Source organism: Francisella sp. Scap27, from assembly GCF_013394105.1.
In the GTDB taxonomy this organism is placed as follows: Bacteria; Pseudomonadota; Gammaproteobacteria; order Francisellales; family Francisellaceae; genus Francisella; species Francisella adeliensis.
The window spans coordinates 1,561,263-1,587,852 of the sequence record NZ_CP041326.1 but is presented as its reverse complement, the minus strand read 5'-3'; the positions used below and the strand labels follow the sequence as shown (position 1 = coordinate 1,587,852).

The window sequence follows — 26,590 nt, the reverse complement described above, 5'->3', positions numbered from 1 at the left end:
TGTTAGTTTTGCTGTTCATATACTTCGCAAAGTTCTTTCATACTCTTATTAATACTAACCTTATGCTTATCCTTGTCTAACAATCTTTGTAAATCTGCTGTTGGATCCACATTTACACCAAGTATTGGCTCTACAACAGACTCAAATTTTGCTGGATGTGCTGTGGCTACGATTACATAATCTTTATTTTCATTATACTTATGCTTAGCTGCAAAAGCAGTAGCCGTATGAGGACAAATAATTTCTTTATACTCTTGGTAAACACTGCTTATAGTATCTTGTATTTCCTTATCTGGCACACAGCAAGCTTTAATACTTTTTTTGAAATCATCGTGAGAACCTAACAAGTAAACTAATCTCTCAAAATTACTAGGATTACCAACATCCATAGCATTTGCCAAAGTTTCTACGCTATTTCTTGGCTCAAACAAACCTGAGCTCATATAATCTGTTATCGTGGCATTAGCATTTAAACTCATAGATATTTCCGCGATTGGAAACCCCATTTCTTTTGCCCAATATGCAGCCGTGATATTACCTAAATTACCGGAAGGTATAATATAGTTAATCTTCTGCCCTGTCTTTAGATAGTGCTGCCAAGAGGTATATGCATAGTATGTTGATTGAGGCAATAATCTTCCGATATTTATACTATTTGATGTATTTAGCTTTGTTCTTTCACTCCACCATGGTGTTTTAAAAGCCTCTTTAACTAAACTTTGACAATCATCGAAAACACCCTCAACTTCAACTGCTTGAATATTATCACCCCAACAAGTTATTTGAGCCTCTTGTCGTGCTGAAATTTTCCCTTTAGGAAACATCACGACCACTCTGATATTTTTTTTACCGTGAAAAGCTGCTGCAACTGCAGATCCTGTATCTCCTGAAGTAGCAACTAATATAGTAAATGGTTTATCATCTTTGATATAACTTAAACAATTAGCCAAAAATCCTGCTCCGAAATCTTTAAAAGATAGCGTAGGTCCATGGAAGAGTTCTAATATAGAGGTATTTTCATCTAATCGTTTTACTGGCGCAGGAAACTTAAATGTCTTTTGACAAATATCAGACAAATGAGACTCTAATTCATCTCCTTCAAAAAATTTTTGAAGCATATTTGCAGCAAACTCAGGATAACTCATATTAGAGTCAAACTTATTCCATTCAGGCTTAGGAAAAGTCTCAGGTACAAATAAGCCACCATCTGCAGCTAAACCATTTTGCATTGCTTCACTTAACGTAACACAGATATTATCATTTCTAGTGCTAATAAAATTCATTGTTTATTCTACCTTATTAATTTTTTTCTAGTAAATATGCGCCTTCACTGTTCATAGAACTAATCCATACACTTGATTCCAAACCAGATTTTTTAAATACATTACTCATAACATCCGCCACTTTATCAGGGTTATTTCCTTTTTTAACTAAAGCAAACATCGTAGGCCCAGAACCTGAAATACCACAAGCAAAAGCTCCTGAATCATAAGCTGCAGCTTGTACATCATAGTACCCCGTGATTAAGTTAGCTCGTCTAGGCTCTATTAGAACATCTTTTAAACTCTCACTCAACAAATCAATATCTTTTGTATATAGAGCACTTATTGTTGAAGCTAAATAAGAGCTATGCTCAACAACTGTAGATAAGTTGTAAGGCTTTTTGAGAATTTCTCTAGCTTTTTTAGTTTCTATAGACAATGCCGGACAAATTATAACAACATCACACTCAACTAGTGGCAAGTCAATCTTTTTACATGGCTTTGAACTTTGAAGTAAAACCATACCTCCATACATACATGGTACAGCATTATCTCCATGAAAAGACCCAGATATAAGGCTTTCACCATATATCGCATAATCAATTAATTCATCATATGAGTAAGGTTCTTTAAAAAAAGCATTCATAGCAATCAACGCTGCTACGGAAGAGGCTGCTGAACCACCCATTCCCGAGCCTAAAGTTATGCCTTTAGTAATATAGACATCAAAACCTATCTCAAAATTCTTATCACTAAGAAATTTTTTAATAACTGCTGTAGCGACATTTTTATCAATATCAAAAGGAAGTTTGTCTGCACCTGTTACACCAGCTATACTTTTTATAACCAAACTAGAATCTTTTCTTTTTCTTAATTCTACGATATCGCCGACACCTTTTAGTGAGAATCCTAGCAAATCATATCCTACTGCAAAATTAGCACTTGTGGCTGGAGCAAAAGCTTTAGCTAAATTTACATTATCACTTAGTTCCATATACTAACTCTCTTTGATGATACTAATAATATCTGCATAAACACCTGCAGCAGTAACTTCTATACCTGCACCTGCCCCTTGAATAACCATAGGTTGAACATAACGGTCAGTATAGATCATTACTATATTATCTGTTCCTCTAATGTTAGCAAATGGACTACCTTGGTCGTAACCTTGAATCCCTACACTTGCTTTGCCATTTTCGACACGCCCAATATAGTGAACACCTATAGCCGTTTGCTTTTTAGCCTCTATTTGCTTCATTATCTGATCATTAAACCCAGGTAGTTTAATGAAAAAATCCTCTAATGAACATTCTCTTAGTTCTTCAGGTACTAGATTTTCTATTTCCAAATCATTCAAGCTAATATTTACACCTATTTCTCTAGCCATTATTACCGTTTTCCTAGCAACATCTAAGCCTGATAAGTCCTGTCTAGGGTCTGGTTCGGTATAACCTTTATCATGAGCTAACTTAACAGCATCAGCAAAACTAACTCCATTATTAAGTTCGGTAAATATATAACTCAATGTCCCAGAGAAAATCCCTTGTATCGTTTTAACATTATCGCCACTTTGTACCATGTTTTGAATAGTTTTCACTAAAGGTAAACCCGCACAAACATTTGTTTCATAGAGAAAATTAACTCCCCTAAGATTTGCTGTTTTTCTTAAATGCTGATAATACTCATAATCATTAGAGTTAGCATATTTATTAGGGGTTACAACATTAACCCCTCTCTCTAAAAAGTGAGTATATTTAGTAGAAACTTCTTCACTTGCTGTAGCATCAATAACGATCTTTTTAATTGCTGAAGCTTTTGACATAAATTCAGCCAGCTTTTCTAAGTCAACCAGCTCATTCTCTTCAGCTAAAAGAGTTTCTGTATTCTCAAACAACAGGTTTTCATAAACTAATCTCATTTGTCTCGAATTAGTTACGCCTATTAGAACAATGTTTATGCCTTTAGAATACCAACTTTCATATGTTTGCTTTAGCTGGTTAATTAATTCTTTACCTATATTTCCAGCCCCAATAACTGCTACAGCCACATCATTACTAGTGGTGTTATAATGCCTATGCATTGCCTGAACACCTCTTTTTTCATCTACAGACCTTACTGCAACAGTAACACTTCTTTCTGATGAACCTTGTGCTATAGCATGAATATTTATATTTGCTAATCTCAAAGAGTTTATCAGCTTTGCTAAAGATCCAGATTTAGCTCGCATTCCTTCACCAACAGCTGTAATCAAAGAATAATGTTTCTCAGCAATTATCTTTTCTATATGGTTATTTCTTATCTCATTAACAAACTCTTGAGATAAGACTCTTAAGGCCTTATCTGCTTGTAAACTTTCCACAGCAACGCAAATCGAATACTCCGAACTTGCTTGAGAGATCATCATAACTGAAATATTTGCTTTCTCTAATGCACTAAAAACCTTCACAGAGATGCCAGAAACCCCTATCATTCCAGCTCCTTGAACCCTAATGATAGCTACATTTGAAACACTAGTTAAACCCTTAATAAGCCCTTGATCTTCATCTTTTTCAGCACTTATTTTAGTTCCTTTTTCCGAAGGAAAATAGCTACTTTTGATGTATATAGGTGTATTTTCTAGAGCCATAGGTGCTATTGTGAATGGATGCACTACCGAAGCGCCAAAATATGCCAACTCCAAAGCCTCTTTATAAGTAAGCCTAGACAATGGTTTTGCCTCAGGAACAACTGATGGGTTAGCACTATATACCCCCTTAACATCTGTCCAGATATATAATTCATCCGCTTGCAATAATTTTGCAAATATAGCAGCAGAATAATCACTGCAATTAAGCCCAAGAATAGTCCTTTTTCCCTCAGTATTTTGAGCTATAAATCCAGTTATTACGTATACATCAGCCTTATTATCATTTAATAGCACATTTAACTTTTCTGAACTTTTTTGCCAATCCACACACACCGGATAAGTACTATCATCTACAATTAATTTTTCAGAGGCATCTACAAAATTTGCTTTAACACCTATAGATTGAAAGTATGCTGTTAAAATATTCGCTGACCAAATTTCACCGAAGCCTAGTATAAAAAATTCTAATTTAGATGCACAAGAGCCTGTCATAACTATAGTGCTTAAAATATGCTTAATATCACAAATATCTCTACTAACTAAAGCTACTAAGGATTCATTGGCTGGGATTAATTCCTTTACTATATCAGTATGAAAACTACACACAGTATCCATTAAGTGATTATAATTTTCACCAGATAAAGCTTTTTCAATAGCATCACGCAAATGCGATGTTGTTTTATTTAAGGCAGAAACTACAATAGCATCCCCCTTATAATCAATGATTTTAGAAATGTTTCTTATTTTTTCAGCACTAGCGAGACTACTTCCACCAAACTTATGTACAACCATTTTTTTATATTGCTCAGACCATGTAATTATAACTACAATAAACGATAACATTTTCTCATAAATAAACTAGTCTTTTTGCACTTAAGCAGACCTATATCAGCACAAAAGTGCTAAATTACCTAAACTCTTAATCAACCAACAAATGGATTGATATTAAAATAAAGATTAATGATTTGAGAAACAATAACTAAAGAGCCAAGAATTCCAGCGTACAGATTAACAGCACTAAGTTCAAAGGTTTTTTTAGATCCTATAAATATAGGAGTATAAACAAAAATTATAACAGCAAAAATGGCTGCATATTGTAATGCTAATATAAATCCTTGTGGATAAAATACCGTAAATATAAGAGGGGGTATAAAACATAGAAAACCAAGCTCAAGATTACTGACATTTTTATCGTACTTAACAAAAAGATCTCTAATATAATGCATAAGAGAAATACCAACCCCAATAAATGAAGTAATCACGGCTATATGAATAAATGTATTTAAACCAATTTCTAACATATAAGAGCTTGAAATATTTTTAATCTCGCTCACAAAACCATTTGGCGTATTATTACCACTGACAAAAAGTGACTGGTAACTATGTAAACCTTCTTGAGGTATTAGTGAAAGCGCCAAAAATATCCAAATAAAATAAATTATTAAAACAGCTAAACTTCCAATTAAAATACTTTTTTTAATACTCCTAATATCACCATTTTGATACTCATATAAAACAGGAATTACATTATGAAACCCAAACGATGGTAAAAGTGTCGGCCAAGCAAATACTAATGCTGATAGTGAAACAGGCATGTTACTTAAATAATCCATTTGTATATAAACAAACATTCCACCAATAGCTAGAATAAAAAATAGAAATTTTAAAAACACAAAAATTCGATTTGCATAATCACTAACCTTATAGCTATACATTAAACTACCAAATATCAGAATAAAAATAATTGCTGGTATAGCAACATTCGTAGCATTTGCTTTACCGCTTGGCAGAGCTAAAGAAACAAGACTCGAGCCTTGAGATGTATAGGCAGATAGCAAAGAATAAAGTAGTAAAATATAAACTACTGCAAATATTGCTTGATATAGCTTTGGCGTTCTATCTTTTAGCATTGTGGTGAAATTAACACCTACTGGGTATTTAGCACATGCGTTTAAAAGTTTAAGAGCTGTCATATACATAACACTCCATGATAATATCAAAAGTAGTATAGCCACCTTAAACCCACAAGATGCAACGACTAAAGGTAGAGAAAGCATTCCTGCACCAATAGTTGTACCAATGATAAGCAATACTGAGCCAATGGCTTTAGAATTCATAAATATATTTATTTCATTAAAATCAGAAATGAATATTACAGTATTTTAACTGTTATTCAAACTACTGTATTCTCAATAGCCTGTTTTGCATATAATATACCTAAGCTAAAAAATCTCAATTATAAAAAATGAATTTATTTTCATATCTGCAACAAATCAAAAGTTTTGAATTTATATCATCAAGTAAAGGTAAATCTCAAACTGGATGGAATGGTAGTGGCAATGGTACTGTTTCAACAAAAATAAAGCAAGGTTGTATACTTTTCAAAGAAGATGGTTTTTTTAAACTAGATATATCCTCTCAACAAACAAAAATCTCAAATGAGTATATTTGGAAACAAATATCTCCAAATAAAATCAAACTATCTCATGCTCGTTTTGGTTATGAAAATACGGTCACTCTTTTTAACCTAATCAAAATATCAGAAACTATCTGGCAGAGTGAAGAAGCTCATGTTTGTGTTGATGACTTATATTCTGCAAAGCTTGAAATTACAAGTAATGCTATAAAGTTAGAATGGGATATAGTAGGTCCTAAAAAAGATGAATGTATAGAGTATATTTATAGTTTCTAAAAAAGAACTTAATACTTAACATCACCTTTTGAATTAACATACACATTCTCATTAAGAAGCTTTAAGTGCAAATCATTAAACTCCTGAATCTGTTTCGCAGAAGTTTTCTCATTTTTTATTTGACCTGATATGTTGTTTAAAACATTTTGATAATTCCAATCAGCAGATTTAATATTAGCCCATTGATTTACAAGACCTATAGTAAGTGCTAGTGCAGTAAGAGGTTCTTTTTCCGCTTTACCTTTTAAATAACTATTTATTTGAGAAAAATCTATTTTTATATCGTTAGAGCTACTATCAAATTTAAATTTTAACTCACCAATAATCTGAAAATACTCAGTCTTATTAAAAATCGTCTTTCTAACTGCATTTAAAATTGTAAGGTAACCAGTATTTATCGCTTTCATATTTAAATCTGCAATCTCATCCCAGCCAGATACATTCCAATCTGATTGATATTTATTCCATCCAATAGTAAATATCTCATCTGTTAAAATATTCTCAGCACCACGAGTAATGTCGTAAACCCTAACCCTACCTCCATAACTAAGCATTAAGTGAAAACCTATAACTCTGACTTTTATAAGCTTATTTGCTGAGAAGGTTTCTAGTATCTGTAGATGATCAAGCTTCTCTCTAACCCTATCGGATATATCATACTTAAAAGAAGTTCCATCAGCTAACTTTAAATTTTCTAAAACATAAGTATCTGAAAAACTAGATGTTTCTTGCCAGTATTTAAGCAATGTTGGGGATAATCGTAATCTTTCAAAATAGTCACTCTTAATAGTCCTTTTCAAAACATCTTCTAACTTTTGACTCTTTTGAACTGCAACTTCTAAGCTTTCTATCTTACCAATAGCCTTAATCTTTATTGGGCTTTCATAATCAGTCCGATGTTTATTAAGCTCAAGTTTAGAACTAAGTTTCTTAGGAACATAAATATTGCTATCTTTTACTTTCTTACTTGTTGTTTGATAAACCTCAGGAATCACTTTATAGGTACCAAAGATTTTTACTTCAATTTGACTATAAAGAATAGGAGTAACACAACAGAAAACAAGAACAGTGAATATTACGGCATAAGATTTAGCTACAATCTTTTTTGCTGTCGCAAATGCAAAGTTATCGTATAAAAAAATAGATAAATAAATAACTCAAATACCCAAATATAAAAACTCCCAAACAGATTTTTAATATGCTAAAAGATATATCTGTCTTTTGATAGTAAAAAAATGATGCAATAGATGAGAAAAAAGGAAATGAATTTGTTAATGAAACAAGTGCCACCACAAAGAAAGAGAAAAGTGAAATATAGAAAAAACGATATTTACAATACAACTGTGCTTTATGTTGAAAATAGATTGGTAAGGTAATAAAAAGATATAAAAGAACCGAACACAAGACCACAAAAAAGCAAATCGGATAACTAGTAATCGGTAAATTACCAAAGCAAATCATCAAACTAATAAAATATTGATAGCTTAATATCAATGTCAAGAATACTAAGATATAAGCACTAAAGCTAAATACAATAAAAATTGCATTCTTATCATCTATTAAAGATTTTCCTTTACAAAAAGGCTTAAATAAAATTATGGAAAGTATGCATATAACAGCATATATAGCTAAGTATATCGCTATATTTTTAATAAAAAACATCGTTAAAATCACAATTGTAAATTATAACAATTTTAACACATGATCACTATCTTCATAAGGTTTTCTTAAGAATATGCTTGAGATTATAAAGCTAACGCTAATCTCTAATCAGCATTAGTAAAACGATAACCAATAGCGTTTTCTGTAGTTATAAGAGGTTGTTTACTACAGCTAGATAGCTTTTTTCTTAACTGACCAATATACACTCTCAAATACTGAGCTCCATCACCATAATACTCACCCCAAACATCTCTTAAAATGTCATCTTGCAATACTAATTTGCCTGAGTTAATTACTAACTTTTGTAATATTAAAAACTCTTTTTTTGATAAGTGAATTTGCTCACCATCAATCAGTACTTTTCTATCACTGATATCAACTAGCAAATTATCAAAGCTATATTGGCCATGTGAATTTTGACTATCATTTTGTAAAGCACTATTAGCTATAACACTCTTAACTCTAGCGACTAATTCTGGCATATCAAAAGGCTTCTTGACATAGTCGTTAGCACCAGCGTCTAATGCTCTTACGACCTCTGTAGTATCACTTCTTGCTGACAGTACGATTATCGGTATTTTATAGTTTTGACGAATAATTGGGATTAGATTTTGACCATCATCGTCGGGTAAACCTAAATCAAGAATAACTACATCTACTGTGTTTTGAGCTAAGTATTGTTTAGCTGTTATAGTGCTATCGACACAGTCAACATCATAGCCTAGTACAAGAAATGTCTTCTCTAAAAAACGCCTAATTTGCAGATCATCTTCTACCATTAGAATTTTTTTCATATTGAACTGTCCCACTGTTTTTTATCAGTATGTTTTTGTGGCAAAACTATTTTAAATCTACTTCCACAATTCTCACCGTCACTATATGCTGTTATAACGCCGCTATGTGCCTCAACAATACCTTTACATATTGATAAACCTAAACCATTTCCTTGGGTGTAGCTATCTTTTTTATCAAGTCGGTGAAATACTGTAAATATGCTATCTAAATCAGTCTTAATTAGACCAACACCATTATCAATTACCTCAAAAATACATTCACTATTATTTTTCCGACTCAAGCTGACATAAATTTTACTGCTGTGACCATTTGAAAATTTTACGGCATTATCAACCAAATTTAGCATAACTTGTTTAAATAGCATTTCATCACATTCAAATTCAAACTCATCTTTTGAATTAATAAATTCAATATCAGCCTTAGTATAGAGCCTAGAGCATATTTGCCCTATATCATTTATAAATGCTTTATTATTCTGCTTACTTATCACTAAAGCCAAACTTCCTGATTCAACCTTAAGCATCTGCATAATGTTATCAATATAATTATTTAGCCTTTTAGACTCAGATAACGCAATATCTAGCATTTCATCTTTTTGAGTTTCGTTAAATGATTCCTTGAATGATTTCAAACTACTTATAGAGCCCATAATAGATGATAAAGGTGTCTTTAAATCATGAGATACGGATGAAAGCATAGATTGCTGTAGCTTCTCTTGCTCCTGTAACAGCATAAATTTCTTCTCTTCTTTTTCAAGGCTTCGTTTAAGTAGTAAATGAGAAATATGTGACAGCAAATTACTTAGTATAACACTATCAGAAATAACTCTTTCTGTTGCCTCTTGCGAGCGTAAATATATACCTAATACCCCTAAAACTCTATTTTCTATAACTAATGGTTCTATCGCCCAATTTAGACCAGAGAAAGTATTCGTTCCCTTGCCACAACTTAACTTATATGAAAAACTCCACTTTGCAGCAACCAACTCTTTTTGATTAAAATTTGGATGTTGTGGAAAGGCTGCTAAATCTAGCTCGCCATTTTTCACACTTAAAAAAACAAAGCTACATTTAAAGTACTCTTCTAAAGCTTGTAAAAATATCACTCTAAAATCTTTATCCACATTTTTTTCATTAAAGAGCTTGGTAAATCTATAAAGTACAGATATTCTATTTTCCCGTTCCTGCAGTAATATAAATGCTTTTTTGGTTTTTAATATAGCATGGCTTAAAAATACTTCCATGAATACAAAAAAAACAAATGATGTTAAGCCCGCTAAACTTGATATATGAAACTCAAAATTTGGCATTAAATATATATACATATACAAAAGAGTTGCTACAAGCGATGATGCAATAGATGCAATGAGCCCAAACCTATATGAGCAGAATGCTAACACCATCAGGAAACAGAGTGTTTTTGCCAGTAAGCCTGTATCACCTAAACCAATAAATATCACTAAACTTGAAATTAAAACTATACCCATAGACTTGATAGCATCTACAAAATCTTTTTTGTGTGTTTTATCTCTATTAGTTTTAAGCTTCGACTTATCTTCAATAGATTTTTTATTTACAGATATAACATGCACTTGCATACCGTTATTTTTACGAATTAGATCATAAACAACTGAACCTAGAATCACATCTTTCCATTTAGGTCTTGTTGACTTGCCCATAACAATATCAGTTGCGCCTATCGAAATTGCATATTCAGTTATGGCTTCGGATACCTTATCACCTAAAATATGATCAATATTATAACCAAGACTGTTTGCTAATAACTTATAACGCCTGATCAAACCAAAACTAACTTTACTAAGCGAATCTGGTCGCTGTACAAAAACAGCTATCAAACGAGCATTTAAGGTTGCTGCTAACTGCTTACCTTTACGTAATAATGTAGGTGTAGAATCATCATAACCACAACATACAAGCACATACGGCGAGCTAGGTATTAAATTACCATTTTTATATAGCTTTTTATATTGCTGTATATCTTGACCAACATGGTTTGCAGCCATTCTAAATGTATAGTCTCTTAAAATTGTGAGATTCGTGTATTGAAAGTATTTTTCTAAAGCTCTATCAATAGCATCACTTTTATAAACTTTACCTTGTCTCAACCGCTTAATTAATTCTTCTGGTGATACATCAACTACAACTAGTTCATCAGCTGATTGAATAAATTCATTAGGAACAATCTCATTAACTTCAGTTTGGGTAATTTGTGTAACTTCATAAGAGATACTAGCTATATGTTGGATATTTATAGCCGTATATACAGATATTCCCTCACCTAATAACTCTTCAATATCTTGATAGCGTTTTTTATTTCTTGTACCTGAGATATTTGTATGAGCAAGCTCATCAATAATTACAATATCTGGTTTACGCTGTTTTATAAGATCGACATCTAGCTCTTGAAAAGTGCTACCACGATAGTCAACAGACTTAGTATTAATAACATCTAAACCATCTACAAGAGATTCTGTCTCTACCCTACCATGACTAGCTATAAGCCCTATAACTATATCTTTACCATCTTTTTGGACAGTTCTAGCATTATTAAGCATGGCATAGCTTTTACCTACTCCAGGAGCATATCCTAGAAATATCTTCAGCTTACCCTTACTTGCTTCACCACTTTTGTTTGCTAAATTTAATAAAGCATCTACTTTTTGCTTATTTTCCATATTTTTTTTAATTCTGACGAATCATTTTTATTAAGACCATGTTAAGCTCAAGAACATTAACAGTATTTGTGTTGAAGAGTCTATACCTAGTATTGCTTTTTATCAAACCGTATATTTTATTCGATGCGATATTATTTACTCTAGCAATATAGTCAGCTTGATAGTATGCCGCATCAGTCGTTATGTCAGGGTCAAGTCCGCTACCTGATGCAAACACCAAATCTTCTGGTATTTGATTACCTTTACCATATTTTTGCTGTAACTGCGTAATTCTATCTTTTACTAATTTCTCTTGATTAGGATTATTAACAGCATAATTAGAGCCTCCACTAGCTTGAGCATCATAGTCACTAGCCGATGGTCTTGACTGAAAAAGGTTACTCGGCATATGCTGACCAATCAGCTCTGAACCGATAATTTTACCATTTTCATTATACATGGATCCTGTAGCTTGATGATAAAAAAAAGTATATCCAACAGCCATTGTTACAAACGGATACACTAAGCCTAAAGCTACTGTAAAAAATAACATCGCTCTTAATGATACAAATAAATTTCTCATTTTCTTTCTCCAACTAGACTAAATGTAGCATCGTAATACACATATCTATAAGCTTTATACCTATAAACGGAACTATAACCCCACCTAGCCCATAAACTAGCATATTCTTTCTTAGTAAGGCTTGTGCTGATGACACTACACTTTTTACACCTATCAATGCCATAGGTATCAAAAATATAATTATCAAAGCATTAAATATCACCGCTGAAAGTATTGCACTCTCTGACGAATGTAGATGCATAACATTTAAAGCATCAAGACTAGGAAATGCCGTTACAAATAATGCTGGTATAACCACAAAGTATTTTGCAATATCATTTGTGATACTAAAGGTTGTCAAAGCACCTCTTGTAACCAATATTTGTTTACCGATTTTGACAATCTCGATAATCTTTTTAGGATCTGAGTCAAGGTCAACCATATTGCCTGCTTCTCTAGCCGCTGAAGTACCAGATGCCATTGCGATACCCACATCTGCTTGGGCTAAAGCTGGTGCATCATTTGTACCATCACCACACATTGCTACAGTTTTACCTTCTTTTTGAGCCTTGATGATAAAATCAAGCTTATCTTTAGGTGATGCTTGAGCGATATAGTCATCAACGCCGGCTTCTGCTGCTATTGATGCCGCTGTTAGTGGATTATCGCCTGTTATCATCACGGTTTGCACACCCATTTTTCGCAACTCAGCAAAACGCTCATTAATATTAGGCTTTATAATATCTTTCAAATATATAACACCTAAAAGTTTATTGCCCTTAGCTACTGCTAGCGGTGTACCGCCTTGCTCTGAGATTGTCTCAACTATCTTTTGGAAAGTCATTTTGATATTAGCACTTAATGCATCTCCTAAATGTCCCTCTATAGCTGAGATAGCACCTTTTCTTATTGAAACATCATCATAGTCAATGCCGCTCATGCGTGTGTAAGCAGAGAAAGGTATTATCTCTACACTATCCAAATCAACATCTTCTTGAGAAAACTCAAATCTTTGTTCTGCAAGCTTTACTATTGATTTACCTTCTGGAGTCTCATCAGATAATGAACTAATCCACGCAGCATAGGCAAGCTCTTGTTCATCTACATTTCCAACAGGTATAAACTCCGTTGCAAACCTATTACCAAGCGTTATAGTCCCTGTTTTATCTAACAGTAGCAAATCTATACTTCCTGATGATTCAACCGCTCTACCTGATAATGCAACGATATTGAATTTTAATAATCTATCCATTCCAGAGATACCTACCGCTGATAGTAATCCTGCGATAGTTGTAGGTATTAGCGTTACAAATAGTGCAATTAACATAACTACAGATAGTACTGTACTACTATACATTGCCATTCCGTATAATGAGCATACTGCAAATATAAATATCAAAGTTAAGCCAGATAATAATATAGTCAATGCTATCTCATTTGGTGACTTCATACGCTTAGCATTTTCGACTAAATCAATCATCTTATCTAAAAAGCTTTCACCAGGATTTGATGTAACTTTTACTTTTATACTATCAGACACTACTTTTGTACCAGCTGTCACAGCAGAGTTATCAGAGCCTGACTCTTTAACTACTGGTTCAGATTCACCTGTAATAGCAGACTCATCTATAGTTGCCATACCCTCCACGACATCACCATCACAAGGCACAAAGCAGTTAGTTTCTACTAGAACCACATCACCTATTCTTAGACTTTCAGCATCTATTTTTGTAGTGCTGTCATCAGAGTCTACTTTGATAGCGATTAGCTTTGATTTAGCTGCTTTTAAAGTATCAGCTTGAGCTTTACCCCTACCTTCAGCTATAGCTTCAGCAAAGTTTGCAAATAAGATTGTAAACCATAACCATAGTACTACTTGTAGCGTAAAACCAAAGTCTTGACCTGTAACTATCTCATCTATCAGATAAACTGAACATAGTAATGTAACCACCTCAACACAAAACATCACAGAGTTTGCGACCATCTGTTTTGGATTACACTTTGTAAATGACTTAAGTATTGCTGGAATAACTAATTCTTTAGACAGCATTTTAGATTTTTCACTCATATTATTCACCTATAAACCTATATGTAACTGATCTAAAACTGGACCTAAACTTAAAGCTGGAAATATCGTCAAACCACCGACTATTAGTATTGTAAATAGTACCAATATGCAGAAAACAACACTTGTAGTATCTAAAGAGCTCACCTCTGAATAGCTTGAGCTTCTTTTTTTGACAACTAAAGACCCACACACTTTAAGAATTGCATAAATAACACCAAATCTACCGATAAGCATACTTAATCCAATCGTAGTATTTAGGTATGGAGTATTTGCAGATAATCCCGCAAATGCACTGCCGTTATTATTCGCACCTGAAATATAAGCATATAAAATCTCAGAAAAACCATGTGCTCCTGAGTTAAACACTGACTCTTTAACCCCAGGTACAACACATGCTAAACCAGTAAATACAAGCACACAACATGGAGATACCAGTAAACCTATCATAACCCACTTCATATCTACTGTGTCTATACGTTTACCTAGAAAGCTAGGAGCACGACCAATCATTAATGAACCAACAAAAACAGCTAACATTAAAAACATAAAGAAGCCATAAAATCCAGCACCAATACCGCCAAATATAATTTCACCAAGAGCCATATTTATCATAGCCATCATACCACCAATAGGAGTATAACTATCTACCACACTATTAACCCCACCATCAGATGCAGAAGTAGAAATTGTGTTATATAGCGTAGAGTTAAATATACCAAACCTAGCCTCTTTGCCTTCCATATTTGAAAGGTGGCCTACCTGACCATATGTATCCTGTAGGTTTGAGTTATGTGATAATCCCCAACCATGTAGCTCAGATACTGTCATAATTAAAAGTGATGATACAAATAACACTAGCATTATCATAAATATTGACCAACCCTGCTTAGTATTACCTACCCATTTACCAAATGTATGTGTTAATGCAGAAGCTATAGCAAATATCGACAATACTTGAAGATAGTTCACAATCACTGTTGGATTTTCATAAGGATGAGCAGAGTTAGCATTAAAAAATCCTCCACCATTCGTACCCAAAGATTTTATCGCTTCTTGTGATGCTATAGGCCCTTGTGGGATTATCTGCGTAGCTCCATTTAGAGTATGAGCATTTACATACTCAAGGATATTCTGAGGAACCCCTTGAAACACATAAATTACAGCTAATATAAAGGCTATTGGCAATAGTATCCAAAATATAGATTTACTCAAATCAGACCAAAAGTTACCTACAGTAGTACTTTCATGCCTAGCTATAGACCTTATTAATGCTATCGCAACAGATAGCCCAACTGCTGCAGATACAAAGTTTTGCACACATAATGCTGTCATCTGAGAGAAGTAGCTTACAGTTGTTTCACCAGCATAGCTCTGCCAGTTTGTATTAGCCACAAAACTGACTGCGGTATTAAATGCCTGATAAAAACCCATACCCTCAAGATGCTGAGGGTTAAATGGTAAATATTTTTGTAACATCAAAATAAACATCACAAAAATAAATGATATTACAGAAAACATCACAATACTCATAAAATATGCTTTTGCTGACTGCTCTCTTCTTAAACTAACCCCTATTGATTTTGCATATATATTCTCAAGTGGAAGAGCATACCAATCAATGATTGTTTTTTTATCATTGAAAACCTTAAAAATATAGCCACCTAGTACTTTAGTAACAACTACCAAAGTAACGATAAAAACTATAAATAATGAAAAGTTGATAATCATGACCATTTCGTACCTCTAAAATTTCTCAGGGAAAACTAAAGTTAAAGATATATAGACAGTCAAAGCTGACATAACCAATGCTGATAAAACAAACATATTATCATTCCTGTTTTTTATTATTTATTTAGGTGGGGTATTATAAAGCTCTTAAATATAAAGATTCTATTAGGGTATAAAACTTATGTATAAAATTTTCATAAAAAAATAGGTATAAATAGAGGTTTTAGCTGTATAACTAGCAAGACTATACTGAAACATTTGTTAGAATAGGTACCTTACTAGATGAACTAGAAGTTGACTATGATAGACATTATAGGAAATACCCCTATCATAAAATTAAAGACCAAATCTCAACACAACTTATTCGCTAAATGTGAATGGTTAAATCCTACTGGGAGTGTAAAAGATAGAGTCGCAAAATATATTATAAATAAGTTACTAGAATCAGGTGAAATAAATAGCAACACGACTCTGGTTGAAGCAAGCTCTGGAAATATGGGGACTTCTTTAGCTGCAATAGCTAAAACTCTAGATATATCTGTACATATAACTTGCCCAGCTAAAACTGGTTTAGCTAAAAGAAAAATGATAGAAACTTTTGGTGCAAAACTAACAATCTGCAAAAATACTGCAGATCATAAAGATAAAGACTTTTATGTCAACAAAGCTAGAGAAATCGCAAATGCTCCAAACACAGTATTCATTAATCAATACGATAATCCTCTAAATACCGAGTGTCACTATCAAACAACAGGCAAAGAAATATCTGATTTTTTTGTAACTAACCAAATTGATCTAGACTACTTTATAACCGTGGGGGGCTCTGGAGGAACAATTACAGGTTGCTCAAAAAAAATTAAAGAGCTTTCATCCACAACTAAAGTTATCATGCCTGATCCGGAAGGTTCTGTATATTATGATATTTTCAATTATGGAAAAGTTATCGAAGATAATATCCATAGCTATAAAGTCGAAGGGCCGGGAAACCCCGTTTTCTGTAAATCAATGGATCTAAACTATATTGATGAGATAATCCAATTTACAGATGAAGATGCTTTGCAAGGTTGCCATGATTTAGCAAATGAACAAGGTATTTATGCTGGGCATAGTAGTGGTGCGAACTACTATATCGCTAAGCAGCTTTTAAATTCACTACCTAAAGGTAAAAACTATAATGTCCTGATCATGATATTGGATAGTGGTTTAAAATATAATTTCAACTAGTTTAATTAGTAGCTGAAGTTAGTAAATTAATTGGTACAAAAATATTTTACTGTTATCATTTAAGTATAAAACATGAAAATAGGGTTAATCAAATGCCTGGAATATTAATTAGTTTTGTACTACTTATGATCTCTGTGTCAACAGCTTGGTTCAATCGACGCTGGGGTGTCATCACATTCAGCATTTTTCTTATAGTAGCAAGCTTAGTACTACTTCATCATGCAACAGATCAACTAGCAATTTACTTATAGGAGATATTTATGAAAAAAAGTGTAATAAATGATTCTATAAAATTTTTAAGCGCCATTGAATCAACTGGTATCGCTATTATTATTTTAATGGCTTTTTTCTTTCAAATTTTTATGGGTGAATTACCATGTCCTCTTTGTCTTTTACAAAGACTGGGGCTACTAGCTATAGGTTTTGGTTTTTTACTAAACATGAGATTTCATGTTAGACCAAGTCACTATGCTCTTTCACTTTTAGCTGCTGTTTTTACAGCTTTCGTTTCGCTACGACAAGTAGCTTTGCATGTTTCTGACCCTGTTGGATTTGGGTCTACAATATTAGGAATGCATATGTATAGCTGGGTATTTGTTATATCTATGATCGCTATTATTTATATAGCGGTAGTTATGTCATACCCTCAACAATATGAAATCCGTAAATCACCTCAAGAAATTTCTGAAGCTAAGAATAGTAAAATACGCCTTCTAACTCATGTAATATTTTTAATTTATGTACTTGTGATATTTGCTAATGTAGTATCAACTTTCTTTGAATGCGGTCTACACGAGTGCCCAGACAACCCAGTAAAGTATTTACTGGCGTAAACCTTTAAACAATATTGCTTACGGTTTTATTTCTGATAAATCGCCTATCTTATAAACTTTAAACTTAAAGCTTCTAACCATAGAAGTATCGTTAATATGAAAAGCATCTTCAACATGCTCAGGTGTAACCTTATCCATATCTATTATCGGTTTGTTCAACCTTACACCATGAGTATGACTTAGTAACTTATGTTTATTAGCAAATGGATTATAATACAAAACTGATGAAAGCTTACTATTTATAGTTTTTAAGTCATCTGAGTTTGGATCGCTAACAACAGCCATTATAGTAAGGCTTATATCCTCATCGCTACTCACCTGCCCATCATAATATTTATCCTGATTATTAAAGATATTCTCATTATTTATTGGTGCCTTAGAGATAGACTCATAATTAACCAAATCAAGTTCACAACAACCAATTAGAGCAAATGGAGCATCTAGCTCTTTATAGATCTCGGCATAAATATCTGCCAATGATAGACTCTTATCAAGAGATGTATACTGAACTTCATAATTTATAGATGCGCCTTTAGGTACAATAAATATACCTGTAGTAACGAAATCAGTACCGTAAATTAAAGAACTTTTTCCTTTAGCCTTATAATCTGTTCTTGAGGTATAAATAAAACTATTAAAAAGAATACTTTCTCCTAAACTTGCTATACCTTCTGGGGAAGCAAGCTCAAAACCGCACTCAAAATCTTTAGCTTGAAACCTTACATTCTTAAGCTCTTCTGGAACAATTCCATTGATCACATTATTAACATGTCCAATATAAGCTAAAGTTTGTGATTCATCATTAATCTTTTTTATATTTATCATAGTTTAATGACCTACTCCTGTATCTTGCACTTGTAAGAAAAGCTCCATATTATCAGAATAATCCATACTAACATTTATCAATGTTGGCTTGTCACTACTTAATGATTTATTATATAGTTTCACAATATCTTCAGGATTATTTGTCTGATAACCATCAGCACCAAAGGCTGAAGCAAATTTAGGTATATCTATTTGACCTAAGTCAACTCCGGACCCGCGCTTATACTTCATTAACTCTTGTTCTTTCACCATATCATAACTACCATCTTGCCATACAAAATGAGTTATTTTTATATTTTCACGAATAGCTGTTTCTAGCTCCATTGCTGAAAATAGAAATCCTCCATCTCCAGATATACTTATGACTTTTTTATTTGGATTAGCTAGCTTTACAGCCATTGCCCACGGTAGTGCAACTCCAAGGGTCTGCTGTCCATTACTGAACAATAATTGATGAGGCTTATGAGATATTAAGTAGCGGGCTAACCACATATAAACAGAACCAATATCACAACAAATAATTGTATCATCATCAATAACTTTATTAAGTTCATTTACAAATCTAAGTGGATGAATTCTATTGTTTTTACCTTGCTTATTTACACCTGCTTTTATCATATCAAATAATTGATTCTGTAAATCAGGGTAAGCGATTGATTTAACTTTAGAAAGTCTCTCTGTTAATAGTTTAATGTTTTCATAAATATTTCCAAGAATTTCACATTCTGGCTGATAATGATAATGAATATTTGCAGGTTTATAGTCTACATGAATAATTTGTTTATTAGCATCTGAATTCCAAACCTCTGCATCATATTCAAACAGGTTTAAACCGACTGTGATAACTAAGTCTGCTTGAGCAAGAACCTTATCTCCAGGCTGATTCTTAAACAACCCTACTCTACCATAAAAATACTCAATTAAATTCCTAGGAATAACTCCTGCACCTTGATACGTAGATATCACAGGTATCTTAAGTTTATTTACTAATTTTGCTATCTCATTAGCATTTTCAGATCTAGATGCTTCTTGACCTAGAAATAAAACCGGTGATTGAGCAGACTCTATCACCTTAATTGCATTTGAAATATTTTGTTCACTTGCTCTACCAAAATTGATTGCTTCAGATTTTTTACACGGACTTATAGCTGTTAATTGCTGTAGAATATCTTGAGGTAGGCTAATAAAGCAACCTCCTGATTTAGGCTCTGTAGAAATACGAAAAGCATTCGCTATAGCTTCTGGAATAATTTCAGCATTTGTAACCTCTATACTTGATTTAGTTACAGATTCAAGTAATTTTGAATTATCTGCATTTTGATGTGTCTCTCTAAATTTCATAGATAAAGCTACATTACCTCCTAAAGCTACAACTGGATCACCCTCTGTCGTTGCTGTTAAAAGTCCTGTTACTAGATTACCAACACCTGGACCTGATGTCACAAGTACTACTCCTGGCTTACCCGTAGTTCGACCATAAGCTGCTGCCATAAATGTTGCATTTTGCTCATGTCTACAAAGTATCAACTTAATTTTTGAATCATGCAAAGCATCAAAAACTGTATCTATCTTTGCCCCAGGAATCCCAAAGACATATTCGACATCATTCTCTTCTAAACATTTTACTACTAATTGTGCTGCTGTTTGCATCAGAAAAAACCCTCATTAATTATTTAAGCACTAATTAAATCCTACCATAAGAGGTATAAGAAATCTGTATAAAACTCATCCTACTAAATGGTTTAGGTGAAAAGGTGGATTACAGAAAAAATATTTGTTTAGAATTATTTGTTAACATTGAAGACGTCTTTATTTTTATGCTTTAACATAAAAAACTCTTTCATCATTGGCTTGAATTCTTCAAGAGTCATATTTTCATATGACTTACTAAATGCTTTATCATCATATTTAGCTATAAACTCTACAGCATCATCATAATATGGATTATCTTTAAACTCATCTCTAAGATTTTTATTTAAACCAATTTTATCCCAAAAATTATACCCTTGGAAAATAGAATGGTACTTTAGCATGAAGTAACATTTATCAGAGATATAATTTCTAAGAAGCTCTGCTATAATGTGATCATGATTAAATGGGTCAAATATTTCACCCACATCATGTAACAAAGCAGAAATAACATAATCTAATTCCCTACCATCTTTATGTGCTAGCGTAGCAGATTGTAAAGAATGCTCAAACCTATTAATAGGGAATCCTTCTTTAGAATCTTGCAATTTTAATAATAACGTTGAATACAGCTCAACTAAGTAATCTGAATCACAGTACTTATTCAAACCATCAATAACATTTTTAATATCATCAGCTGTTGATTGGTCCATGCTCTTATAATCACTCATAATTATCTACCTTAAATATATTAGACACATATTCAGTATAAGCAGGGAATTGCAAAAAGTATATAAAAAACCACCTTTACTAAGGTTAATTATAGTTAATAGTTTAGAAAACAAACAAAGCAATCATATAAGCAACGATTTTAATTTGTATATTTTAAGACAAAAAAAAAGCCCCGATAGGATCACTACCGGGGCTTTTAATATGTGCTCATTGTTGTTGAGTCTTTTATTATAGAATAAAATGGCGACTACCTACTTTCACCTAGCGAATGCTAAACTATCATCGGCGTGTTATAGTTTCACTTCTGAGTTCGGAATGGGATCAGGTGGTACCTACAAGCTATCATCGCCAAAACTTTAATCTCTAATGTTTTGGTTTTGTATTTTACTGTTTAATTGCATATCAATAAAGATATTTAACAATTCAGCATAGAAATAGACTTAAGTCTCTCGGATCATTAGTACTGGTAAGCTTCATACATTGCTGTACTTCCACACCCAGCCTATCAACGTCGTAGTCTCCAACGTTCCTTACAGGTCTAAGACCTGGGATATCTAATCTTGAAGGAGGCTTCCCGCTTAGATGCTTTCAGCGGTTATCCCTTCCGAACGTAGCTACCCGGCAATGCTTCTGGCGAAACAACCGGAACACCAGTGGTTCGTTCACTCCGGTCCTCTCGTACTAGGAGCAACTCTTCTCAAATATCCAACGCCCACGGCAGATAGGGACCGAACTGTCTCACGACGTTCTGAACCCAGCTCGCGTACCACTTTAAATGGCGAACAGCCATACCCTTGGGACCTGCTTCAGCCCCAGGATGTGATGAGCCGACATCGAGGTGCCAAACTCCTCCGTCGATATGAACTCTTGGGAGGAATCAGCCTGTTATCCCCGGAGTACCTTTTATCCGTTGAGCGATGGCCTTTCCATACAGGACCACCGGATCACTAAGACCTACTTTCGTACCTGCTCGAGCCGTCACTCTCGCAGTCAAGCGCACTTTTGCCTTTATACTCTTGGCATGATTTCCGACCATGCCGAGTGCACCTTCGTACTCCTCCGTTACTCTTTGGGAGGAGACCGCCCCAGTCAAACTACCCACCATACACTGTCCTCGAATTTCTCCTGAGTTAGAACTTCAAATAGTCAAGGGTGGTATTTCAAGGTCGACTCCAACAAATCTAGCGACTTGTCTTCATAGTCTCCCACCTATCCTACACATAAATATTCAAAGTCCAGTGCAAAGCTGTAGTAAAGGTTCACGGGGTCTTTCCGTCTAACCGCGGGTACACAGCATCTTCACTGCGATTTCAATTTCACTGAGTCTCTGGTGGAGACAGTGTGGCCATCGTTACGCCATTCGTGCAGGTCGGAACTTACCCGACAAGGAATTTCGCTACCTTAGGACCGTTATAGTTACGGCCGCCGTTTACTGGGGCTTCGATCCACAGCTTCGCTTGCGCTAACCACTTCAATTAACCTTCCAGCACCGGGCAGGCGTCACACCCTATACTTCATCTTACGATTTCGCAGAGTGCTGTGTTTTTGATAAACAGTCGCAGCCACCTGATAATTGCAACCCATCTCTGCTCCAGGAGCAAGTCCCTTCACATAACATGGGCACACCTTCTTCCAAAGTTACGGTGTTATTTTGCCTAGTTCCTTCACCAGAGTTGTCTCATAGCCTTAGTATTCTCTACCTACCCACCAGTGTCGGTTTACAGTACGGTTACCTATACAATATACTTAGAAGATTTTCCTGGAAGCATGGCATCAATAGCTTCGTCAAACAAGTTTGACTTCGTCTCGTATCTCAGATCAACAATACACCGGATTTACCTAGCGTATCTACCTACTTACTTTCACCCGGACAACCATTCGCCGGGCCTACCTAGCCTTCTCCGTCCCTCCATCATTCATATAAGCAGCACAGGAATATTAACCTGTTTTCCATCGACTTCACTCTTCAGCTACGCCTTAGGTGCCGGCTTACCCTACGTTGATTAACATTGCGTAGGAATCCTTGGGTATTCGGCCAATAAGAATCTCACTTATTTTACGTTACTCATGTCAGCATTCGCACTTCTGATACCTCCAGCATGCTTCTCAACACACCTTCATCGGCTTACAGAACGCTCCCCTACCATATATTATCTATATCCGCAACTTCGGTGCATAGCTTAGCCCCGTTAAATCTTCCGTGCGGGCCGACTCGACCAGTGAGCTATTACGCTTTCTTTAAAGGATGGCTGCTTCTAAGCCAACCTCCTGGCTGTCTGGGCCTTCCCACTTCGTTTCCCACTTAGCTATGACTTGGGGACCTTAGTTGGCGGTCTGGGCTGTTTCCCTCTCCACTACGGACCTTAGCACCCGCAGTGTGTCTCCCGTGATTGAACTTGATCGTATTCTGAGTTTGCATCGAGTCGGTAAGGTCGTAAAACCCCCCTAGTCGAAACAGTGCTTTACCCCAATCAGTTATACACGAGGCACTACCTAAATAGTTTTCGGGGAGAACCAGCTATCTCCGTGCTTGATTAGCCTTTCACTCCGATCCACAACTCATCCCGTAATTTTGCAACATTAGTGGGTTCGGTCCTCCAGTTGGTATTACCCAACCTTCAACCTGGTCATGGATAGATCGCGCCGGTTTCGGGTCTACTCCTAGCAACTATACGCCCTATTAAGACTCGCTTTCGCTACGGATCCCTTATTCAGTTATCCTTGCTACTAAAAGTAACTCGCTGACCCATTATACAAAAGGTACGCAGTCACATAACTAAATTATGCTCCTACTGCTTGTATGCAAGTGGTTTCAGATTCTATTTCACTCCCTTTATAAGGGTTCTTTTCACCTTTCCCTCACGGTACTAGTTCACTATCGGTCATTCAGTAGTATTTAGCCTTGGAGGATGGTCCCCCCATATTCAGACAAGGTTTCTCGTGCCCCGTCCTACTTGCTCGTATGTCTAGTTCCACTAAGATTATTTCGTATACGGGACTATCACCCTCTATCGTCAAGCTTCCCAACTTGTTCTACTATAATTCTAGCTATATCATACCAGGCTCTTCCCACTTCGCTCGCCACTACTACGGGAATCTCAATTGATTTCTCTTCCTAAGGGTACTTAGATGTTTCAGTTCCCCTCGTTCGCTCCTAACTCTATATCGAGTAGGTAACCAGACTGCTCTGGTTGGGTTCCCCCATTCGGAAATCTCCGGATCATAGGTCATTTACCACCTAACCGAAGCTTATCGCAGATTAACACGTCCTTCATCGCCTCTGAATGCCAAGGCATCCGCCACTTGCACTTATTTTCTTAAGTCTATCTCTATACTAAATTGTTAAATATCTCTATCTTCATGCAAATAAATATTGGTGGAGCCTAGCGGGATCGAACCGCTGACCCCCTGCGTGCAAAGCAGGTGCTCTCCCAGCTGAGCTAAGGCCCCAATATGTTTTATACTCCCAGCATCTTACGATGTCTAGAAAATGGTGGGTCTGAGTAGACTTGAACTACCGACCTCACCCTTATCAGGGGTGCGCTCTAACCAGCTGAGCTACAGACCCGTATTTATTTACACTAAAATATATTATCTACAAACACTAAGTTAAATCACTTGAGAAACAACAGTTAAAGTTTATTTCTATTTTTCGTATTTCCTTTAAGGAGGTGATCCAGCCGCAGGTTCCCCTACGGCTACCTTGTTACGACTTCACCCCAGTCATGAATCACTCCGTGGTAAACGCCCATTCGTTAAGCTATCTACTTCTGGAGCAACCCACTCCCATGGTGTGACGGGCGGTGTGTACAAGACCCGGGAACGTATTCACCGCAGTATTCTGACCTGCGATTACTAGCGATTCCTGCTTCATGCAGTCGAGTTGCAGACTGCAATCCGGACTAAGAATACCTTTCTGAGTTTCGCTCCACCTCGCGGTATCGCAGCCCTCTGTAATATCCATTGTAGCACGTGTGTAGCCCTGGTCGTAAGGGCCATGATGACTTGACGTCGTCCCCACCTTCCTCCGCCTTGTCAGCGGCAGTCTCAATAGAGTACCCAACTTAATGATGGTAACTATCAATAGGGGTTGCGCTCGTTGCGGGACTTAACCCAACATTTCACAACACGAGCTGACGACAGCCGTGCAGCACCTGTCACTGAGTTCCCGAAGGCACCAATCTATCTCTAGAAAGTTCTCAGGATGTCAAGACCAGGTAAGGTTCTTCGCGTTGCATCGAATTAAACCACATGCTCCACCGCTTGTGCGGGTCCCCGTCAATTCCTTTGAGTTTTAGCCTTGCGGCCGTAGTCCCCAGGCGGAGTACTTAACGCGTTAGCTGCGCCACTAGATCCTTTACACCGAACCCAACAGCTAGTACTCATCGTTTACAGCGTGGACTACCAGGGTATCTAATCCTGTTTGATCCCCACGCTTTCGTCCCTCAGTGTCAGTATTAGTCCAGAATGTTGCCTTCGCCATTGGTGTTCCTTCTGATCTCTACGCATTTCACCGCTACACCAGAAATTCCCCATTCCTCTACTATACTCTAGTTTAGCAGTATCAAATGCAGTTCCAAGGTTGAGCCCTGGGCTTTCACATCTGACTTACTATACCACCTACAGACCCTTTACGCCCAGTAATTCCGATTAACGCTTGCACCCCCCGTATTACCGCGGCTGCTGGCACGGAGTTAGCCGGTGCTTATTCTTCAGGTAACGTCAATTCATTCAGCTATTAACCAAATAAACTTCCTCCCTGACTAAAGTGCTTTACAACCCTAGAGCCTTCTTCACACACATGGTATTGCTGGATCAGGCTTCCGCCCATTGTCCAATATTCCCCACTGCTGCCTCCCGTAGGAGTTTGGACCGTGTCTCAGTTCCAATGTGGCTGATCATCCTCTCAAATCAGCTATAGATCGCAGCCTTGGTAGGCCTTTACCCCACCAACAAGCTAATCTAACGCAGGCTCATCTATCCGCAGCAGCACAAGTGCCACTTTTAATCCGAAGATATTATGCGGTATTAACGTTCGTTTCCAAACGGTATCCCCCACAGATAGGTAGATTCCTACGCGTTACTCACCCGTCCGCCACTCGTCAGCAAGGAGCAAGCTCCTTCTGTTACCGTTCGACTTGCATGTGTTAAGCATACCACCAGCGTTCAATCTGAGCCAGGATCAAACTCTTCAGTTTAATCTATTTCTGACTCCAACTACTGTTCACTCAAATTCATTAACAAAGTGTTTGTATATAATATATCTATTAAATATCTC

17 protein-coding genes, 2 tRNA genes and 3 rRNA genes are annotated in these 26,590 nt (G+C 35.5%); 4 read left to right on the top strand and 18 right to left on the bottom strand.

Translation table 11 applies throughout. From position 1 onward, the window contains the following. Positions 1–2: 2 nt before the first annotated feature. From thrC to FLM55_RS07590, 4 genes are all read right to left on the bottom strand, one after another. On the bottom strand, positions 3–1,283 hold the full coding sequence (thrC, locus tag FLM55_RS07605) for a threonine synthase (RefSeq protein ID WP_178948722.1): 1,281 nt from the start codon (positions 1,281–1,283) through the stop codon (positions 3–5). A 16-nt stretch (positions 1,284–1,299) separates the two neighbouring features. Further along, entirely contained in the window at positions 1,300–2,256 is a 957-nt protein-coding gene (locus tag FLM55_RS07600) for a homoserine kinase (RefSeq protein WP_178948721.1), read from the bottom strand. A 3-nt stretch (positions 2,257–2,259) separates the two neighbouring features. After that, a complete protein-coding gene (gene thrA, locus FLM55_RS07595) occupies positions 2,260–4,680 on the bottom strand; it encodes a bifunctional aspartate kinase/homoserine dehydrogenase I (RefSeq protein WP_178949092.1) in 2,421 nt (806 codons plus the stop codon). A 131-nt stretch (positions 4,681–4,811) separates the two neighbouring features. Then, on the bottom strand, positions 4,812–6,005 hold the full coding sequence (locus tag FLM55_RS07590) for an amino acid permease (protein WP_178948720.1): 1,194 nt from the start codon (positions 6,003–6,005) through the stop codon (positions 4,812–4,814). Between the two features lie 128 nt (positions 6,006–6,133). Between FLM55_RS07590 and FLM55_RS07585 the strand changes: the two genes are divergently transcribed. Next, positions 6,134–6,580, top strand: a complete 447-nt coding sequence (locus tag FLM55_RS07585; RefSeq protein WP_178948719.1) for a DUF6314 family protein — start codon at positions 6,134–6,136, stop codon at positions 6,578–6,580. Positions 6,581–6,588: 8 nt separating this feature from the next. Here FLM55_RS07585 and FLM55_RS07580 read toward each other — a convergent pair whose 3' ends face one another. The 6 genes from FLM55_RS07580 to kdpA form a co-directional block, all read right to left on the bottom strand. Next, entirely contained in the window at positions 6,589–7,575 is a 987-nt protein-coding gene (locus FLM55_RS07580; protein ID WP_178948718.1) for a hypothetical protein, read from the bottom strand. 771 nt (positions 7,576–8,346) lie between these two features. Continuing rightward, the gene (locus FLM55_RS07575) at positions 8,347–9,036 is read right to left on the bottom strand and encodes a response regulator transcription factor (RefSeq protein ID WP_178948717.1); all 690 of its coding nucleotides are present in this window, start codon (positions 9,034–9,036) and stop codon (positions 8,347–8,349) included. Next, positions 9,033–11,732, bottom strand: coding sequence for an ATP-binding protein (locus FLM55_RS07570; RefSeq protein ID WP_178948716.1), 2,700 nt, complete (start codon positions 11,730–11,732; stop codon positions 9,033–9,035). Before FLM55_RS07570 ends, FLM55_RS07575 begins: the two co-directional genes overlap by 4 nt. A gap of 7 nt (positions 11,733–11,739) precedes the next feature. Then, positions 11,740–12,294, bottom strand: coding sequence for a potassium-transporting ATPase subunit C (locus tag FLM55_RS07565; RefSeq protein WP_178948715.1), 555 nt, complete (start codon positions 12,292–12,294; stop codon positions 11,740–11,742). A 13-nt stretch (positions 12,295–12,307) separates the two neighbouring features. After that, the gene (gene kdpB, locus FLM55_RS07560; protein WP_178948714.1) at positions 12,308–14,341 is read right to left on the bottom strand and encodes a potassium-transporting ATPase subunit KdpB; all 2,034 of its coding nucleotides are present in this window, start codon (positions 14,339–14,341) and stop codon (positions 12,308–12,310) included. Positions 14,342–14,350: 9 nt separating this feature from the next. Further along, positions 14,351–16,069, bottom strand: coding sequence for a potassium-transporting ATPase subunit KdpA (gene kdpA / locus FLM55_RS07555; protein ID WP_178948713.1), 1,719 nt, complete (start codon positions 16,067–16,069; stop codon positions 14,351–14,353). A 300-nt stretch (positions 16,070–16,369) separates the two neighbouring features. On the opposite strand from kdpA, the gene FLM55_RS07550 reads away from it, so the two are divergent. The 3 genes from FLM55_RS07550 (at position 16,370) to FLM55_RS07540 (ending at position 18,126) form a co-directional block, all read left to right on the top strand. After that, the gene (locus FLM55_RS07550; RefSeq protein WP_178948712.1) at positions 16,370–17,293 is read left to right on the top strand and encodes a PLP-dependent cysteine synthase family protein; all 924 of its coding nucleotides are present in this window, start codon (positions 16,370–16,372) and stop codon (positions 17,291–17,293) included. Between the two features lie 92 nt (positions 17,294–17,385). Further along, on the top strand, positions 17,386–17,544 hold the full coding sequence (locus FLM55_RS07545) for a DUF5993 family protein (RefSeq protein WP_178948711.1): 159 nt from the start codon (positions 17,386–17,388) through the stop codon (positions 17,542–17,544). Between the two features lie 9 nt (positions 17,545–17,553). Continuing rightward, entirely contained in the window at positions 17,554–18,126 is a 573-nt protein-coding gene (locus FLM55_RS07540) for a disulfide bond formation protein B (protein ID WP_112870527.1), read from the top strand. An 18-nt stretch (positions 18,127–18,144) separates the two neighbouring features. Here FLM55_RS07540 and FLM55_RS07535 read toward each other — a convergent pair whose 3' ends face one another. From FLM55_RS07535 to FLM55_RS07500, 8 genes are all read right to left on the bottom strand, one after another. Next, entirely contained in the window at positions 18,145–18,951 is an 807-nt protein-coding gene (locus tag FLM55_RS07535) for a hypothetical protein (protein ID WP_178948710.1), read from the bottom strand. A gap of 3 nt (positions 18,952–18,954) precedes the next feature. Continuing rightward, complete coding sequence (gene alsS, locus FLM55_RS07530; protein ID WP_178948709.1) at positions 18,955–20,601, bottom strand: acetolactate synthase AlsS; 1,647 nt, start codon at positions 20,599–20,601, stop codon at positions 18,955–18,957. 134 nt (positions 20,602–20,735) lie between these two features. Next, on the bottom strand, positions 20,736–21,311 hold the full coding sequence (locus FLM55_RS07525) for an HD domain-containing protein (protein WP_112870530.1): 576 nt from the start codon (positions 21,309–21,311) through the stop codon (positions 20,736–20,738). A 239-nt stretch (positions 21,312–21,550) separates the two neighbouring features. Further along, positions 21,551–21,665: ribosomal RNA gene (rrf, locus tag FLM55_RS07520) — 5S ribosomal RNA — on the bottom strand. 83 nt (positions 21,666–21,748) lie between these two features. Continuing rightward, positions 21,749–24,635, bottom strand: a 23S ribosomal RNA gene (locus tag FLM55_RS07515). A gap of 51 nt (positions 24,636–24,686) precedes the next feature. Further along, positions 24,687–24,762, bottom strand: a tRNA-Ala gene (locus tag FLM55_RS07510). 41 nt (positions 24,763–24,803) lie between these two features. After that, a tRNA-Ile gene (locus tag FLM55_RS07505) sits at positions 24,804–24,880 on the bottom strand. Positions 24,881–24,976: 96 nt separating this feature from the next. Continuing rightward, positions 24,977–26,510: ribosomal RNA gene (locus FLM55_RS07500) — 16S ribosomal RNA — on the bottom strand. Together the 16S, 23S and 5S rRNA genes with 2 tRNA genes alongside form the textbook arrangement of a ribosomal RNA operon. Positions 26,511–26,590: the final 80 nt, after the last annotated feature.

Excerpts from the sequence above, each read along its gene's own strand:
- thrC (WP_178948722.1), bottom strand. The coding sequence starts at position 1,283 with ATGAATTTTATTAGCACTAGAAATGATAATATCTGTGTTACGTTAAGT.
- FLM55_RS07600 (WP_178948721.1), bottom strand. The coding sequence starts at position 2,256 with ATGGAACTAAGTGATAATGTAAATTTAGCTAAAGCTTTTGCTCCAGCC.
- thrA (WP_178949092.1), bottom strand. The coding sequence starts at position 4,680 with ATGGTTGTACATAAGTTTGGTGGAAGTAGTCTCGCTAGTGCTGAAAAA.
- FLM55_RS07590 (WP_178948720.1), bottom strand. The coding sequence starts at position 6,005 with ATGAATTCTAAAGCCATTGGCTCAGTATTGCTTATCATTGGTACAACT.
- FLM55_RS07585 (WP_178948719.1), top strand. The coding sequence starts at position 6,134 with ATGAATTTATTTTCATATCTGCAACAAATCAAAAGTTTTGAATTTATA.
- FLM55_RS07575 (WP_178948717.1), bottom strand. The coding sequence starts at position 9,036 with ATGAAAAAAATTCTAATGGTAGAAGATGATCTGCAAATTAGGCGTTTT.
- FLM55_RS07570 (WP_178948716.1), bottom strand. The coding sequence starts at position 11,732 with ATGGAAAATAAGCAAAAAGTAGATGCTTTATTAAATTTAGCAAACAAA.
- FLM55_RS07565 (WP_178948715.1), bottom strand. The coding sequence starts at position 12,294 with ATGAGAAATTTATTTGTATCATTAAGAGCGATGTTATTTTTTACAGTA.
- kdpB (WP_178948714.1), bottom strand. The coding sequence starts at position 14,341 with ATGAGTGAAAAATCTAAAATGCTGTCTAAAGAATTAGTTATTCCAGCA.
- kdpA (WP_178948713.1), bottom strand. The coding sequence starts at position 16,069 with ATGATTATCAACTTTTCATTATTTATAGTTTTTATCGTTACTTTGGTA.
- FLM55_RS07550 (WP_178948712.1), top strand. The coding sequence starts at position 16,370 with ATGATAGACATTATAGGAAATACCCCTATCATAAAATTAAAGACCAAA.
- FLM55_RS07545 (WP_178948711.1), top strand. The coding sequence starts at position 17,386 with ATGCCTGGAATATTAATTAGTTTTGTACTACTTATGATCTCTGTGTCA.
- FLM55_RS07540 (WP_112870527.1), top strand. The coding sequence starts at position 17,554 with ATGAAAAAAAGTGTAATAAATGATTCTATAAAATTTTTAAGCGCCATT.
- FLM55_RS07535 (WP_178948710.1), bottom strand. The coding sequence starts at position 18,951 with ATGATAAATATAAAAAAGATTAATGATGAATCACAAACTTTAGCTTAT.
- alsS (WP_178948709.1), bottom strand. The coding sequence starts at position 20,601 with ATGCAAACAGCAGCACAATTAGTAGTAAAATGTTTAGAAGAGAATGAT.
- FLM55_RS07525 (WP_112870530.1), bottom strand. The coding sequence starts at position 21,311 with ATGAGTGATTATAAGAGCATGGACCAATCAACAGCTGATGATATTAAA.